This window comes from Streptococcus sp. HMSC065E03, assembly GCF_001815045.1.
Classification (GTDB): Bacteria; Bacillota; Bacilli; order Lactobacillales; family Streptococcaceae; genus Streptococcus; species Streptococcus parasanguinis_AD.
Genome location: NZ_KV818837.1, coordinates 28,422 through 45,076 on the forward strand (window position 1 = coordinate 28,422; position 16,655 = coordinate 45,076).

The window sequence follows — 16,655 nt, forward strand, 5'->3', positions numbered from 1 at the left end:
TCTCTTCATTTTGACCACTTATCCCCAAAAGCCGTTTTTTAAACGGCTTTTTTGCTAGACTGGTTCTATCAAAAGGAGAGAGAACATGATATTACAAGCTAAAAACATCAGTAAACGATATGGAAATCATATAGCCGTAAACAATATTCACTTACAGTTTGAAAAGGGAACGTTTAATGCGATTCTAGGACCAAATGGGGCGGGGAAATCAACGACGATTTCCATGTTGATTGGTTTGAAACAACCAACGCAAGGTGAAATCATCTATGAACCAGGTACTAAAATTGGTGTGGTCTTCCAGACTAGTGTCTTAGATGAGATGCTAACGGTTAGAGAAAATCTGACCATTCGTGCGAGACAGTATAAAGGCTTGAAACCCAATCGTGTATCTAGTCTCATTGATCGGCTAGGTCTATCAGCTTTCCAAAAGCAGAAATACGGGACGCTTTCAGGTGGCCAAAAGCGTCGGGTTGACATTGCGCGTGCCCTGCTCTCACAACCAGATATTCTTTTCTTAGACGAACCAACGACAGGTTTGGATATCCAAACTCGGAAGTCTATATGGGATTTGCTCTATCAATTGCAGAGAGAAGAGGGAATGACTGTTGTTTTGACCACGCATTATCTTGACGAGGCAGATGAAGCTGATCAGATTTATATTGTGGACCATGGGAAAGTGATTGCTCAGGGATCAGCACTAGATATTAAGAGCCAGTATGCAAAAAACATCTTGAAGATTCGTTTCAAGGAGATGCAGCAGATAGAAAGTCTCAAATCTTCGGGAATGTCAGTAGAACAACAAGGACCATTAGAATATGTTTTTCAACCCGAGAGTGAAAGGGAAGCCATTGATTATCTGGCACAAGTTAGAGATAGAATAGCCCATTTTGAGTTTCGTCCAGGTACCATGGATGATGCCTTTATTGCACTTACAGGAAGGGAGGTTCGCTAATGCTAGCCTTACTAAAGCGAAATTTTTTATTGTATTTTAGGAATCGTTCAGGAGTTTTCTTCTCCCTGTTGGGAGCCTTGATTTCCTTTGTTCTCTACATTATTTTTCTTCAAAAAAATTTAACAGATGCTTGGGCTCAGCTCCCCAATAGTGGTCCTGTGTTAAATAATTGGTTAATGAGCGGGACGCTGGCAGTGACAGGGATTACGACAAGTCTGGCTGCCCTGACTCAGTTAGTAAAGGACCGTGAACATCAAGTAGATCAGGATCTTTATTTATCGGATCAAGGAAAGTGGCGGTTACCATTTTCGTATCTAACGAGCGCAATCATCATCTCTTTTTTCATGCAGGCCCTTATGTATGTGCTGATGTGTGGCTATTTTAGAGAAGTTCCAACCCTTTCTCTATTACCTGAAGTGCTCCTCATCATGTTGCTTAGTAGCCTGCTTTCTAGCTTAGTAAATGCCATTTTTGTTTATTTTTTCCAATCCGTAGATAGTCTTGGAAAGTTTGCGACCATAGTGGGTACAGCTTCCGGTTTTTTGGTAGGGACTTATGTACCTTTAGGTGTTCTACCTGATTTTGCACAACTACTAATGAAATGTACTCCAGCAACTTATATTGCATCACTTTATCGGCAAGTACTCATGAAAGAAGCATTAAGTGAGACCTTTAAAGGTCAAGATAATCTTCTTCAAGAGTTTCAAGAAAAAATGGGCGTTCAGCTCAAATGGCAAGCTTTATTGACAAAGGAACAAACATACCTTATAGTGTTAGGAGGCATTATTCTAGCTTTGGGGATTTGGATTTCCTTAGCAAAAAGATCGAGTAAAAGAAAGTAAGTGAGAATTGGAGTAGGAATGAAGATTCGTTTTGAGGAAAAACAGGATATCCCAGAAAACGACCCTTGTGTGGTCATTCAAGCCAAGCAATTATCTGATCAAGCACGAGAGGTGATGGACTATCTCGAACAGTTTTCGACAGTGAATCAAGTAGTGATCCCTATCAAAACAGAAGATAATTTGATCATGGTGAAAATTGATGACATTATTTTAGCTGAGATTGATAAGAATCAGCTAACCATTTATACGACATACAAAACGTTCACCGTCAGAGATACTTTGACAAATTTTCAACATCGGGTTAATCGTCGTAATTTTTTACAGATATCACGCCACGCGGTGATGAATATCGACCATTTAGAATCGCTATCGGATAGTTTTTCAGGCAATATGATGGCTAAACTGACACGCGGAGTGAAATCAAGTGTCAGTCGGAAATATGTCAAATCCTTGATGGATTATTTAGGGGTATAGGAGAAAGTGATGAAACGATTTATAGCTTATTTTGTATCTGGTATGAGGACAGGATCCTTCTTTTATTTGTGTTTGGTGTTATTATCCCATGTCTATCCCAACATCGTCTATCCCGCTGTAAATGTCCGCAATATCCTGGCGATCTTTTTGATGAGTGGGACAATGGGGGTCTTGACATTCATTCTTGAGGAAGAAGAGTTTTTGACCTATAGTTTGCGTGTGGCCTTGCATTTAGTTGCGACAGCTGCCATCTTAGCATTAACCTACTTGTTTTTTGGCTGGGGGACAGCCTTACGGAGCCCGATTCCTTGGTTGATCTTTCTAGCCATTTACGGCCTGATCTGGCTGTACCAGATTTGGCAGCTCCATAAAAAAACTCAACGAATTAACCAAGCATTGTTGCATCGCAGAAAAGGGAAATAGTCCCAGAAAAAAGTGTATAAGAAAACCACGAAGTTCATACCAAACTTCGTGGTTTTACTTTCTTAATAAGTTAAAACAAAGTATTTTTTCTTACCGCGACGGATAACGGTCAACTCATTTTCTAATTTATCGCTATCGCTCAAGACATAGTCAAGGTCTTGGATGCGTTCGCCGTTGACGTAGATAGCTCCGTTTTGAACATCTTCGCGGGCTTGGCGTTTAGAATTTACCACACCAGCTGTGACCAAGAGTTCAACAATGTTGAGGTTGTCTTCTGCTTGGACCTGGTAGTTTGGCACACCACGAAGGCCTTGTTTGAGTTCTTTAACAGAAAGGTTTTTGATATTTCCTGCAAAGAGTTGTTCTGTGATGTTGAGGGCTTCCTTGTAGGCTTCTTCGCCGTGGACAAGGGTAACCACTTCACGCGCTAAGATCTTTTGAGCCAAGCGTTCATGAGGAGCAGCCTCAAACTGTTTGCGGATCTCTTCGATTTCGTCCAGTGACAAGAAAGTGAAGATCTTCAAGAAGCGCACAGCATCTGCATCCATCACATTCATCCAGAATTGGTACATTTCGTATGGAGATGTTTTGTCTGCATTGAGCCAGACCGCATTGCCTTCTGATTTACCGAATTTCTTACCAGTTGCATCTGTGATCAAAGGCACAGTCATAACATGACCAGTTTTATCTGCTTTACGACGCATCAACTCAGTACCGGCTGTCATGTTTCCCCATTGGTCAGATCCACCGATTTGAAGGGTTACATTGTGTTCTTGGTTGAGGACGTAGAAGTCATAGCCTTGCATGATTTGGTAGGCAAACTCTGTGTAAGAAATCCCTGTTTCAATCCGTTTTTTAACAGATTCTTTACTCATCATAGCATTGACCGTAAAGTATTTTCCGACATCACGAAGGAAGTCAATAAAGCTAATGCTTCCAAACCAATCGTAGTTATTGACCATTTCGGCTTTATTGTCCCCATTTTCAAAATCGAGGAAACGAGACAATTGCCCTTGAATAGAGCGAACCCATTCTTGTACAGTTTCTTTTGTTTGGAGACTACGTTCAGCATCTTTGAAGGACGGATCACCAATGAGACCAGTCGCACCGCCAACGAGCGCATAAGGTTTGTGGCCTGCTAGTTGAAGACGACGGCTCGTCAAGATGGCAACCAAGTGACCAAGGTGAAGGCTGTCAGCAGTTGGATCATAACCAGTATAATAAGAAACCTGACCTTCTTCCAGTGCTTTGCGTAAGGCTTCTTCATCCGTCGTTTGAAATACCAAACCACGCTCTTTTAGCTCATCAAAAATGTGCATGTGTCTTTTCTCCTTTATAAGTTTATTCATTTCTCTATTCTACCATAAACCACGGAAATGGCAATGCTTTCCATCATTTTCTTGTCCTTACCCAGGCAGAATGAGTGACGATTTCTACGCTCTTGTGATTGAAAACAAGGGGTCTAATCTGCTATAATATAGGGAACAAGGAGAAAGAATCAGTGAATCAATTAAAAGAGAAGCTGCAAGAGTTTTGGAAGAAGGTTCAAAAATTCTTTGCAAAGATGTATACAGAAACTCCGAATAAGGAAAAAAATGAGGAAAGTAGCTGGTCTGTCGGCGATATTTTTGCGACCTTTTTGCGCACCCTCAAACTCTTGTGGGATGTGATGATCGCCCTGTTCGTGTGCCTCTTTTTATTTGGCGCAGGGATCGGGATTGGTTATGCGGCGAGCCTCTTTAGCAATGTCAAGGTTCCAAAGACAGAAGAATTGGTCCAGCAGGTCCGCAACGTTAGCAGTGTTTCAAAACTGACTTATTCCGATAAGAGCTTGATTGCAGAAGTGGACAGTGATTTGATCCGTACGCCCGTAGCTGGAGATGCCATTTCAGACAATGTCAAGAAGGCTGTGATCGCTACTGAGGATGAGAATTTTGAAAGCCACAAGGGGGTTGTGCCTAAAGCCGTTCTTCGGGCAACACTTGGATCTGTAGCCGGCGTGGGTTCCTCTAGTGGGGGATCAACCCTGACCCAGCAATTGATCAAACAGCAAGTCGTGGGAGACGCTCCAACCTTTACTCGTAAGGCGACAGAGATTGTCGATGCCTTGGCTTTAGAGCGGGGAATGGATAAAAATGAAATCCTAACCACCTACTTAAATGTTTCGCCTTTTGGACGAAACAATCGGGGACAAAATATTGCAGGTGTGGAAGCTGCAGCTCAAGGGATCTTTGGCGTCTCTGCAAAAGACTTGTCTGTTCCACAAGCAGCCTTTATCGCTGGCTTGCCACAAAGTCCGATTGTCTACTCTCCTTATGCTGCAGACGGTAGCCTAAAGAGCAAGGAGAATCTCGAGTTAGGTCTGGCGCGTGCCAAAGACGTTTTGTTCAATATGTACCGGACGGGAGTCTTGTCGAAAAAAGACTATGAGACCTATGCTCAATACGACTTGACCAAAGACTTCATGGCTCCAGATGGCATCGAGAAAACACCGCATGACTACCTCTACTTCCAAGCCATGGAAGAAGCAAAAGAGGCCATGTATGATTACTTGATCAAGCGAGACAATGTCACCAAGCAAGACTTGAAAAATAATGAAACCGTCAAGGCTTACCAGGAATTAGCTGAGAGCGAGTTGCGCGAAGGTGGCTACACCATTCAAACCACGATTAACAAACCGGTTCACAATGCGATGCAGGCGGCAGTAGCGAATTTTGGAAGCGTCTTGGATGATGGGACGGGTCTTGTAGAAGTTGGGAATGTCCTTATGGACAACCGAACGGGTGCCGTTTTAGGATTTATCGGTGGACGGAATTTTGACGGCAACCAAAACAACCATGCTTTTGATACAGAGCGTTCCCCAGGTTCTACTATCAAACCATTGTTGGCCTATGGGATTGCCATCGACCAAGGCTTGATGGGAAGCAATAGCATCCTTTCTAACTACCCGACTAATTTCTCAAGTGGTGAGCCAATCATGCACGTGGATAGCCGAGGGACAGCCATGATGGATCTCCGTGAGGCCCTCAATACCTCATGGAATATTCCAGCTTACTGGACTTACCGGACCCTTCGTGAAAAGGGTGTGGATGTCCCATCCTACATGAAGAAAATGGGCTATGATATCCCTGAATATGGCATTGAGAGTCTGCCAATGGGGGGAGGAATTGAGGTCACTGTTGCCCAACATACCAATGGTTTCCAAACCATTGCTAACAATGGGAACTACCTCAAACGCTACATGGTAGAGCAAATCATTGATCGAGATGGGGATGTAGTATACAAGCACGAGGCAGATCCTGTTCGTGTTTACTCTCCAGCGACGGCAACGATTATGCAGGATCTCTTGCGCGGGGTTATTACGTCTGGTGCTACAACGACCTTTAAGTCACGGATTAGCCAAGTCAATCCAACGCTGGCAGGTGCTGACTGGATTGGAAAAACCGGTACCACTAACTCAAATGGGGATATGTGGCTCATGCTGTCCACCCCTAATGTTTCTTTAGGAGGTTGGATTGGCCATGACAACAATGCTTCCATGCAGACCTTGACTGGATACAACAACAATGCCCAATACATGGCGCAGTTGGCAAATGCGATCTACCAAGCAGATCCAAGTCTCTTCGGAATTCAGGATAAATTCACTCTCGATAAGAGTGTGATCCGCTCTGAAGTGCTCAAATCGACTGGTGAAAGACCGGGTCGCGTCAATGTCAATGGCCGGGATATCGATGTGAGCGGTCAAATGGTGACGAGTCTTTGGGCCAAAAACGGAGCGCCAACCACTCAATACCGCTTTGCCATCGGGGGATCGGATAGCGATTATCAAAGTGCTTGGGCAGCGATTCTCGGTAATAGCAGTGGAAATCAGTCGAATAATAAGAACAATTCGACAACCAATAGTTCATCAAGCAATAGTTCAAATCGAAACAGCTCAAATCGTGGCAATCGACGCTAGTCTGATCCAGTAGAAAACCTAGAGAAAGCCTTGATTTTTGGAGCAAAAAACGGTATAATAGTGATAACTAATTTGTCGTGTGCTTTATTTGAAATATTGTCCAAATAAGAGCTTACAGCAGTTAAATCTTACTTGAATAAGTCGATTTAGCTGCTCTTTTTGTGCCTATTTTTCAGAAAAAACCTAGTTTGTTACACAAATTTAATTTTTCTAAAAATTACAAAAAGCGACGAATGAGGTGAAGAGACAGCTCTTCACGTGATGCAAATCACACAATTGTAGTTAAAACCGGATAGGTGGTGAAAGTCATTTCACCAAGCTATCCTAGTATGGAAAAAGGAGCTAAAAACTTTGGCAGGACATGACGTTCAATACGGGAAACATCGGACCCGTCGTAGTTTTTCAAGAATCAAAGAGGTTCTTGATTTACCAAACTTGATTGAAATCCAGACAGACTCATTCAAAGATTTCTTGGATCATGGCTTGAAGGAAGTATTTGAAGATGTGCTTCCCATCTCAAACTTCACGGATACAATGGAATTGGAATTTGTGGGTTATGAAATCCGCGAACCTAAGTATTCGCTTGAAGAAGCGCGCATCCACGATGCCAGCTACTCAGCACCAATCTTTGTGACCTTCCGTTTGGTCAACAAAGAAACAGGTGAAATCAAGACCCAAGAAGTTTTCTTTGGTGATTTCCCAATCATGACTGAAATGGGAACTTTCATCATCAATGGTGGAGAACGGATTATCGTATCTCAGTTGGTCCGCTCACCAGGTGTCTACTTCAATGATAAGGTGGACAAGAATGGTAAGGTTGGTTATGGATCAACTGTTATTCCTAACCGTGGGGCTTGGTTAGAGCTTGAAACCGACTCAAAAGACATTGCTTACACACGTATCGACCGCACACGTAAGATTCCATTTACAACGCTTGTGCGTGCTCTTGGATTCTCTGGAGATGATGAAATCATCGATATCTTTGGGGACAGCGAATTGGTTCGCAATACCATTGAAAAAGATATCCACAAAAATCCAATGGATTCACGGACAGATGAAGCTCTCAAAGAAATCTACGAGCGTCTTCGTCCAGGTGAACCAAAAACAGCGGAAAGCTCACGTAGCTTGTTGGTAGCCCGTTTCTTTGATCCACGTCGTTATGACTTGGCACCAGTTGGTCGCTACAAGATCAACAAGAAACTCAATATCAAGAACCGCTTGTTGAACCAAACCATCGCAGAACCATTGGTAGATGCTGAAACAGGGGAAATCCTTGTAGAAGCTGGTACTGTCATGACGCGCGATGTGATCGACAGCATCTCAGAACAATTGGATAACGGTTTGAACAAAATCACCTACATCCCAAATGATGCTGCTGTTTTGACAGAGCCAGTAGAATTGCAAAAATTCAAAGTTGTCGCTCCAACAGATCCAGACCGCGTTGTCACCATCATCGGAAATGCCAACCCATCTGACAAAGTACGCATCGTAACTCCAGCAGATATCTTGGCAGAGATGAGCTATTTCTTGAACCTTGCAGAAGGCCTTGGCCGTGTGGATGATATCGACCACCTTGGAAACCGTCGGATTCGTGCCGTTGGTGAATTGCTTGCCAACCAAGTGCGTCTTGGACTTTCACGGATGGAACGAAACGTTCGCGAACGGATGTCTGTACAAGATAACGATGTCTTGACACCACAACAAATTATTAACATTCGTCCAGTAACTGCAGCAATTAAAGAATTCTTTGGTTCTTCCCAATTGTCACAGTTCATGGACCAACACAACCCGCTTTCTGAGTTGTCTCACAAACGTCGTTTGTCTGCCTTAGGGCCTGGTGGTTTGACACGTGACCGCGCTGGATATGAAGTGCGTGACGTACACTATACCCACTATGGTCGTATGTGTCCGATCGAAACACCTGAAGGACCAAACATCGGTTTGATCAACAACTTGTCATCTTATGGACACTTGAACAAATATGGTTTCATCCAAACGCCATACCGTAAAGTGGACCGTGAAAAAGGTGTAGTCACCAACGAAATCGTTTGGTTGACAGCCGATGAAGAAGATGAGTACATCGTCGCTCAGGCCAACTCTAAGTTGAACGAAAAAGGTGGCTTTGCTGAGCCAATCGTTATGGGACGTCACCGTGGTAACAACCAAGAATTCCCATCTGATCAAGTCGACTACATGGACGTATCTCCAAAACAAGTAGTTGCTGTTGCGACAGCATGTATTCCTTTCTTGGAAAACGATGACTCCAACCGTGCCCTCATGGGTGCCAACATGCAACGTCAGGCTGTGCCATTGATTGATCCAAAAGCCCCTTATGTGGGTACTGGTATGGAATACCAAGCTGCCCATGACTCAGGAGCTGCAGTCATTGCTCAACACGATGGTAAAGTTACCTATGCAGATGCGGACAAGGTAGAAGTTCGTCGGGAAGATGGATCTCTTGATGTTTACCATATCCAAAAATTCCGTCGTTCAAACTCAGGTACCGCCTACAACCAACGTACCCTTGTAAAAGTTGGCGATGTCGTTGAAAAAGGCGACTTTATCGCTGATGGTCCATCGATGGAAAAAGGGGAAATGGCCCTTGGTCAAAACCCAATTGTCGCTTACATGACATGGGAAGGGTATAACTTCGAGGATGCCGTTATCATGAGCGAACGCTTGGTGAAAGAAGATGTCTACACATCTGTTCACTTGGAAGAATTCGAATCAGAAACACGCGATACCAAGTTAGGCCCTGAAGAAATTACCCGTGAAATTCCAAACGTTGGGGAAGATGCTCTTCGTGACTTGGATGAAACAGGTATTATCCGTATTGGTGCGGAAGTAAAAGAAGGCGATATCCTTGTCGGTAAGGTAACACCGAAGGGTGAAAAAGACCTTTCTGCTGAAGAACGTCTCCTTCACGCGATCTTTGGAGATAAATCTCGTGAAGTGCGTGATACTTCTCTTCGTGTACCTCACGGTGGAGATGGAGTCGTTCGCGATGTTAAGATCTTTACGCGTGCAAACGGAGATGAATTGCAATCGGGTGTCAACATGTTGGTTCGTGTTTACATCGCACAAAAACGGAAGATCCGCGTCGGAGATAAGATGGCCGGTCGTCACGGAAACAAAGGGGTTGTGTCTCGTATTGTTCCAGTTGAAGATATGCCTTACCTTCCAGACGGTACACCGGTTGATATCATGTTGAACCCTCTTGGGGTGCCATCACGTATGAATATCGGTCAGGTTATGGAACTTCACCTTGGTATGGCCGCTCGTAACTTGGGTATTCACATCGCAACACCAGTCTTTGATGGAGCAAGCTCAGAAGACCTCTGGGATACTGTGAAAGAAGCTGGTATGGATAGCGATGCCAAGACCATTCTTTACGATGGACGTACAGGTGAGCCGTTTGACAACCGTGTTTCTGTCGGTGTCATGTACATGATCAAGCTTCACCACATGGTTGATGATAAACTCCATGCCCGTTCAGTCGGCCCTTACTCAATGGTTACCCAACAACCACTCGGAGGGAAAGCTCAGTTTGGTGGACAACGTTTCGGGGAAATGGAAGTGTGGGCCCTTGAGGCTTATGGTGCATCAAATGTCCTTCAAGAAATCTTGACTTACAAGTCAGATGATGTCAACGGACGTTTGAAAGCTTATGAAGCGATTACCAAAGGTAAACCAATTCCAAAACCAGGTGTACCAGAATCCTTCCGCGTTCTTGTCAAAGAATTGCAATCTCTTGGTCTTGACATGCGTGTCTTGGACGAAGATGATCAAGAAGTGGAACTTCGTGACCTCGATGAAGGGGAAGACGATGATGTGATTCATGTGGATGACCTTGAAAAAGCACGTGAAAAAGCAGCTAAGGAAGCAAAAGCAGCCTTTGATGCTGAAGAATCAGAAAAATAATCAGTAAAAATGATTGTCTTGTGAGAAACCAATGCTTCTGACAGGATGATTCGATAACAAGATACAGACACAAGGAGGTGGCAAGAAAGTTTTCTTTCTTTCCCCACCTAAGCTGTATCCAAATGAAACAAGTATGAAAACAAGGAAAGGTAAGAAATAGTGGTTGATGTAAATCGTTTTAAAAGTATGCAAATCACCCTAGCTTCTCCAAGCAAGGTCCGTTCATGGTCTTATGGAGAGGTCAAGAAACCTGAAACAATCAACTACCGTACATTGAAACCAGAACGTGAAGGTCTCTTTGATGAAGTCATCTTTGGACCTACAAAAGACTGGGAATGTGCGTGTGGGAAATACAAACGGATCCGTTACAAAGGGATCGTTTGTGACCGCTGTGGGGTTGAAGTAACACGTGCCAAGGTTCGTCGTGAACGTATGGGACACATCGAGTTAAAAGCGCCTGTATCACACATCTGGTACTTCAAAGGCATCCCTTCTCGTATGGGATTGACCTTGGATATGAGCCCTCGTGCCCTTGAAGAAGTCATTTACTTCGCAGCTTACGTGGTGATCGATCCAAAAGATACACCACTTGAGCACAAATCCATCATGACAGAACGTGAATACCGTGAACGCTTGCGTGAATACGGACCAGGTTCCTTTGTAGCTAAGATGGGTGCAGAAGCGATCCAAGACCTCTTGAAACAAGTGGATTTGGAAGCTGAAATTGCTCTCTTGAAAGAAGAATTGAAGACTGCAACTGGTCAAAAACGTGTGAAGGCTGTTCGTCGTTTGGATGTCTTGGATGCCTTCTACAAATCTGGTAACAAGCCAGAATGGATGGTTCTCAACATCCTTCCAGTTATTCCACCAGATCTTCGTCCGATGGTCCAATTGGATGGTGGCCGTTTTGCTGCCTCTGACTTGAACGACCTCTATCGTCGTGTGATTAACCGGAACAACCGTTTGGCACGTTTGCTTGAGTTGAATGCCCCTGGTATCATCGTGCAAAACGAAAAACGGATGCTCCAAGAAGCCGTTGATGCATTGATCGACAATGGTCGTCGTGGTCGTCCAATCACAGGACCAGGTAGCCGTCCACTGAAATCATTGAGCCACATGCTCAAAGGGAAACAAGGACGCTTCCGTCAAAACTTGCTCGGTAAACGGGTTGACTTCTCAGGACGTTCCGTTATCGCCGTTGGTCCAACTCTTAAGATGTACCAATGTGGTGTGCCACGTGAAATGGCGATCGAGCTCTTCAAACCATTCGTGATGCGTGAAATCGTTGCGCGTGATATCGTGCAAAACGTTAAAGCTGCAAAACGCTTGGTCGAACGTGGAGATGAACGCATCTGGGATATCCTAGAAGAAGTGATCAAAGAACACCCAGTTCTCTTGAACCGCGCACCGACCCTTCACCGTTTGGGGATCCAAGCCTTTGAACCTGTCTTGATTGACGGGAAAGCTCTTCGCTTGCACCCGCTTGTCTGTGAAGCCTACAATGCCGACTTTGACGGGGACCAAATGGCCATCCACGTACCGCTTTCAGAAGAAGCTCAAGCAGAAGCTCGTATCTTGATGTTGGCTGCTGAGCACATCTTGAATCCAAAAGACGGTAAACCAGTCGTTACCCCATCTCAGGATATGGTATTGGGGAACTACTACCTCACTATGGAAGAAGCTGGTCGTGAAGGTGAAGGCATGGTCTTTAAAGACCGTGATGAAGCGGTCATGGCTCTTCGCAATGGCTATGTTCACTTGCATACCCGTGTCGGAATTGCGACAGATAGCTTGAACAAACCATGGACAGAAGCGCAACAACACAAGATTCTCTTGACAACTGTTGGTAAGATCCTCTTTAACGATATCATGCCTGCAGAACTTCCATATCTTCAAGAGCCAAATAATGCCAACTTGACAGAAGGCGTTCCAGCTAAGTACTTCTTGGAACCTGGTCAAGATGTCAAAGCAGCGATTGAGAAATTGGAATTAAACGTTCCATTCAAGAAGAAAAATCTTGGAAATATCATCGCAGAAATCTTCAAACGCTTCCGTACAACTGAAACATCTGCTTTCTTGGACCGCTTGAAAGACTTGGGTTACCATCATTCAACCCTTGCTGGTTTGACAGTGGGGATTGCCGATATTCCGGTCGTTGAAGACAAGGCAGAAATCATTGAAGAATCTCACAAACGTGTGGAACAAATCACCAAACAATTCCGTCGTGGTTTGATCACGGATGACGAACGCTACAATGCCGTTACAGCTGAATGGCGTGCAGCCCGTGAGAAATTGGAAAAACGCTTGGTGGATAACCAAGATCCGAAGAACCCAATCGTTATGATGATGGACTCTGGAGCCCGTGGTAACATCTCAAACTTCTCGCAACTTGCCGGTATGCGTGGTTTGATGGCCGCTCCAAACGGACGGATCATGGAATTGCCAATCCTGTCAAACTTCCGCGAAGGTTTGTCAGTACTCGAAATGTTCTTCTCAACTCACGGTGCCCGTAAAGGGATGACCGATACGGCCTTGAAGACAGCCGACTCAGGTTACTTGACTCGTCGTTTGGTTGACGTAGCCCAAGACGTTATTATCCGTGAAGACGACTGTGGAACAGACCGTGGACTTGTGATCCGTGCCATTACTGATGGCAAGGAAATGATCGAGCCACTCGAAGAACGCTTGACGGGTCGTTATACCAAGAAATCTGTTAAACATCCTGAAACAGGTGAAGTCATCGTCGGTCCAGATACCTTGATTTCAGAAGACCTAGCACGTGAAATTGTCAAAGCTGGTGTGGAAGAAGTCACTATCCGCTCTGTCTTTACATGTAACACCCGCCATGGTGTCTGCCGTCACTGTTATGGTATCAACTTGGCGACTGGTGATGCGGTTGAAGTGGGTGAAGCAGTCGGAACCATCGCTGCCCAATCTATCGGGGAACCGGGTACACAGCTTACAATGCGTACCTTCCACACGGGTGGTGTTGCCTCAAATACCGATATTACGCAAGGTCTTCCTCGTGTCCAAGAAATCTTTGAAGCCCGTAATCCAAAAGGGGAAGCGGTCATCACAGAAGTCAAAGGGGAAGTCACAGCGATCGAAGAAGATGCTTCAACTCGGACTAAGAAAGTCTTTGTCAGTGGTGCAACTGGTGAGGGCGAATACGTTGTCCCTTACACTGCTCGCATGAAAGTCGAAGTGGGAGATCAAGTCTCTCGTGGTGCAGCTCTGACAGAAGGGTCTATCCAACCAAAACATCTCCTTGCCGTTCGTGATGTCTTGTCTGTTGAAACTTACCTCCTTGCGGAAGTACAAAAAGTATACCGTAGCCAAGGGGTAGAAATCGGCGACAAACACATCGAGGTCATGGTTCGCCAAATGATCCGTAAAGTACGTGTCATGGATCCAGGAGATACAGACCTTCTGATGGGAACGCTCATGGATATCACAGACTTTACAGATGCTAATAAGGATGTCCTTATCTCTGGTGGAGTTCCTGCGACTGCTCGTCCGGTCCTTATGGGAATCACCAAAGCCTCTCTTGAAACCAACAGTTTCTTGTCAGCGGCTTCCTTCCAGGAAACAACGCGTGTCCTTACAGACGCAGCGATCCGTGGTAAGAAAGACCATCTCCTTGGACTTAAGGAAAATGTTATCATCGGTAAGATCATCCCAGCTGGTACTGGTATGGCCCGCTACCGTAACTTGGAACCACAAGCGGTGAATGAAGTTGAAATCATCGAAGAAGTGCCATTGACAGATGGAACAGTCGATGAAGTTCAAACTGCTGAAGTCGTAGAAGAATAAGAAAAACAAGTCGGAACTACATGTTCCGGCTTTTTTTTGAAAAAATTATAAAAATTTATTATTTAAAAAATAATTGTATAATTATTGAATTATTTTTTTACCAAAAATATTAGCCCGGTAGAAGTCGTGCTGTAAATACTTACAATTAGTGATTAAATGGATATGTATTCTAAACGTCAAAATAATAAAATGACTAACTATTAGTAATTTCTTTATAAAACCCAAAATCGGTTTGACATTTAAAGTCATTGGCGGTAGAATGAAAAAAGATGTACACAAATTAAAAAAATGTCGAATTACATGTATGTCAACGGGGGAAGTTTATGGGAAAATTGAAAATTATGGTTGTGTTTGGGACGCGACCGGAGGCCATTAAAATGGCCCCTTTGGTGTTGGAGTTGCAAAAGCAGAGGGAGACCATTGAGACCATTACGGTGGTCACTGCCCAGCACCGTCAAATGCTGGACCAGGTTTTAGAAACCTTTAACATCGTACCTGATTACGATTTGGATATTATGGGGAAAAGCCAGACCTTATTAGACATTACCTCTAAAATTCTGAATCAATTAGATCCAGTTATCAAAAAAGAAAAGCCAGATATGGTGCTCGTTCATGGAGATACGACCACTACCTTTGCGGCGAGTTTGGTTGCCTTTTACAATCAAGTCCGCATTGGCCACGTCGAAGCTGGTTTGAGAACCTTTGATAAATATTCTCCGTATCCAGAAGAGATGAACCGTCAAATGACGGATGATCTAGCGGATCTGTATTTTGCGCCGACTAGCGAAAGTAAGGCCAATCTCTTAAAAGAAAATCATCCGGAATCCTCTATTGTGGTGACAGGAAATACTGCTATTGATGCGCTGAAACTCACGGTTCAAGAGAACTATCATCACGAAGTACTGGATCAATTAGATCCAGCTAAAAAAGTCATCCTTGTCACCATGCATCGAAGAGAAAATCAAGGAGCTCCCATGAGAGCGGTCTTTGGAGCTCTGAGAGAAATGGTGGATCAAGAACCGGATATTGAAGTGGTTTACCCAGTGCATCTTAGTCCAGCGGTACAAGAGGCGGCAAGCGATCTATTAGGAGATCATGATCGGATCCATCTCATTGCACCTTTAGATGTGCTTGACTTCCACAACTTGGCTTCGAGAAGTTACTTCATCATGTCGGATTCAGGTGGGGTACAAGAAGAAGCACCATCATTGGGGAAACCGGTATTGGTATTGCGTGATACAACAGAACGCCCAGAAGGGGTCAAAGCAGGAACTTTGAAATTAGTTGGTACGGATCCTGCCGTCGTCAAATCCACGATGATGGAGCTCTTAACCAACGAACATCTTTATCTAGAAATGGCAAATGCCCGAAATCCTTATGGAGATGGAAGAGCTTCTGAGCGAATCGTGCAAGCTATTAAACATTACTTTGGCCAGGGAGATGCTGCTGAAGAATTTCATGAGGGAGAGAAAGAATAAATGAAAAAAACGGAAAAGTTAAGTAGATGGTTGCTAATTTTGATTGTTTTCGAAGTACTTCTTTTACTTTACTGCTTGTTTTTTGCAAGAGAGATTCTGATTGAAGAAGGATTATTCTTTGTTTTAGGATTATTTTCTGCTATTGTTTTATCAGATTTGTTGTTGACATGGACCATCCTGTTGTCATTTGCCCTAGGGATTGTCTTTTTGGTGGCGGGTGTTGTCTATATCCCATTTCATCAAGCCTTGCTTCTGCTCTTTAGTTTTCCAATCTTGATTGGAATTTTGACCCAAATTCGCTACCACCTCTTTAAAGAGATTGCAAAAGTGAAGGATCAAGAGCCAGAAGCTTACGCAGATTACCGCAACCGCATCGCTTCTTATGGTGGGGAAACCAATGATACGATTCAAGCCTTACTCATTCACTGGTCGCACGAGGAATTGTTCTTCCAATTGCAACCGAGAGAGTACAATCGGACCTTGAACCAAATCAACTATTTGGTAACGCATCATCTAAAGCCAAATGAAAGCTTGTATTATGTATCAGATGGTAATTTCTTGATCTTATCTTCTGATAGCGAGCGGGATCTGAAGGGCGATTATATGACAGTCTTAAAACCACAGTTGGAAGGACTGGTGTTCCAAGGAGAAGATGGGGTGCAAGCTATCCAATTTCAGTCCGGCTTTCTTGTAGTAGATCAATCAAATCGCACAAAATACCATCGCTATAAAGAAATGATTCGTTACTTAAAACGTCAACTTGAAACAGATATTATTGTGGAATATTAGGAGGA

At 44.0% G+C, this 16,655-nt stretch carries 10 protein-coding genes; 9 read left to right on the top strand and 1 reads right to left on the bottom strand.

Features of this window, described 5'->3' with window-relative positions:
• Positions 1–85 precede the first annotated feature (85 nt).
• The 4 genes from HMPREF3002_RS00250 to HMPREF3002_RS00265 are packed head-to-tail and all read left to right on the top strand — an operon-like array spanning position 86 to position 2,691.
• Positions 86–952, top strand: a complete 867-nt coding sequence (locus HMPREF3002_RS00250) for an ABC transporter ATP-binding protein (protein ID WP_070664731.1) — start codon at positions 86–88, stop codon at positions 950–952.
• Positions 952–1,794, top strand: coding sequence for an ABC transporter permease (locus HMPREF3002_RS00255; protein ID WP_049475197.1), 843 nt, complete (start codon positions 952–954; stop codon positions 1,792–1,794). Before HMPREF3002_RS00250 ends, HMPREF3002_RS00255 begins: the two co-directional genes overlap by 1 nt.
• Positions 1,795–1,812: 18 nt before the next feature.
• A complete protein-coding gene (locus tag HMPREF3002_RS00260; RefSeq protein WP_049475198.1) occupies positions 1,813–2,268 on the top strand; it encodes a LytTR family DNA-binding domain-containing protein in 456 nt (151 codons plus the stop codon).
• Positions 2,269–2,277: 9 nt separating this feature from the next.
• Positions 2,278–2,691, top strand: coding sequence for a DUF3021 domain-containing protein (locus HMPREF3002_RS00265; RefSeq protein ID WP_023919661.1), 414 nt, complete (start codon positions 2,278–2,280; stop codon positions 2,689–2,691).
• 62 nt (positions 2,692–2,753) lie between these two features.
• On the opposite strand, the gene tyrS is transcribed toward HMPREF3002_RS00265, so the two are convergent.
• Positions 2,754–4,010, bottom strand: coding sequence for a tyrosine--tRNA ligase (gene tyrS / locus HMPREF3002_RS00270; protein ID WP_003004779.1), 1,257 nt, complete (start codon positions 4,008–4,010; stop codon positions 2,754–2,756).
• Positions 4,011–4,192: 182 nt separating this feature from the next.
• On the opposite strand from tyrS, the gene pbp1b reads away from it, so the two are divergent.
• The 5 genes from pbp1b to HMPREF3002_RS00295 all read left to right on the top strand — a co-directional run bounded on the left by pbp1b (position 4,193) and on the right by HMPREF3002_RS00295 (position 16,650).
• On the top strand, positions 4,193–6,649 hold the full coding sequence (gene pbp1b, locus HMPREF3002_RS00275; RefSeq protein WP_023919660.1) for a penicillin-binding protein PBP1B: 2,457 nt from the start codon (positions 4,193–4,195) through the stop codon (positions 6,647–6,649).
• Between the two features lie 351 nt (positions 6,650–7,000).
• On the top strand, positions 7,001–10,570 hold the full coding sequence (rpoB, locus tag HMPREF3002_RS00280) for a DNA-directed RNA polymerase subunit beta (protein WP_049492125.1): 3,570 nt from the start codon (positions 7,001–7,003) through the stop codon (positions 10,568–10,570).
• Positions 10,571–10,729: 159 nt separating this feature from the next.
• On the top strand, positions 10,730–14,383 hold the full coding sequence (gene rpoC, locus HMPREF3002_RS00285) for a DNA-directed RNA polymerase subunit beta' (RefSeq protein WP_070664733.1): 3,654 nt from the start codon (positions 10,730–10,732) through the stop codon (positions 14,381–14,383).
• A gap of 323 nt (positions 14,384–14,706) precedes the next feature.
• Positions 14,707–15,861, top strand: coding sequence for a non-hydrolyzing UDP-N-acetylglucosamine 2-epimerase (gene wecB / locus HMPREF3002_RS00290; RefSeq protein WP_070664735.1), 1,155 nt, complete (start codon positions 14,707–14,709; stop codon positions 15,859–15,861).
• Positions 15,862–16,650 carry a hypothetical protein gene (locus tag HMPREF3002_RS00295; RefSeq protein ID WP_070664737.1) on the top strand — a complete coding sequence of 263 codons (789 nt, stop codon included), beginning with the start codon at positions 15,862–15,864 and terminating at the stop codon, positions 16,648–16,650.
• Positions 16,651–16,655: the final 5 nt, after the last annotated feature.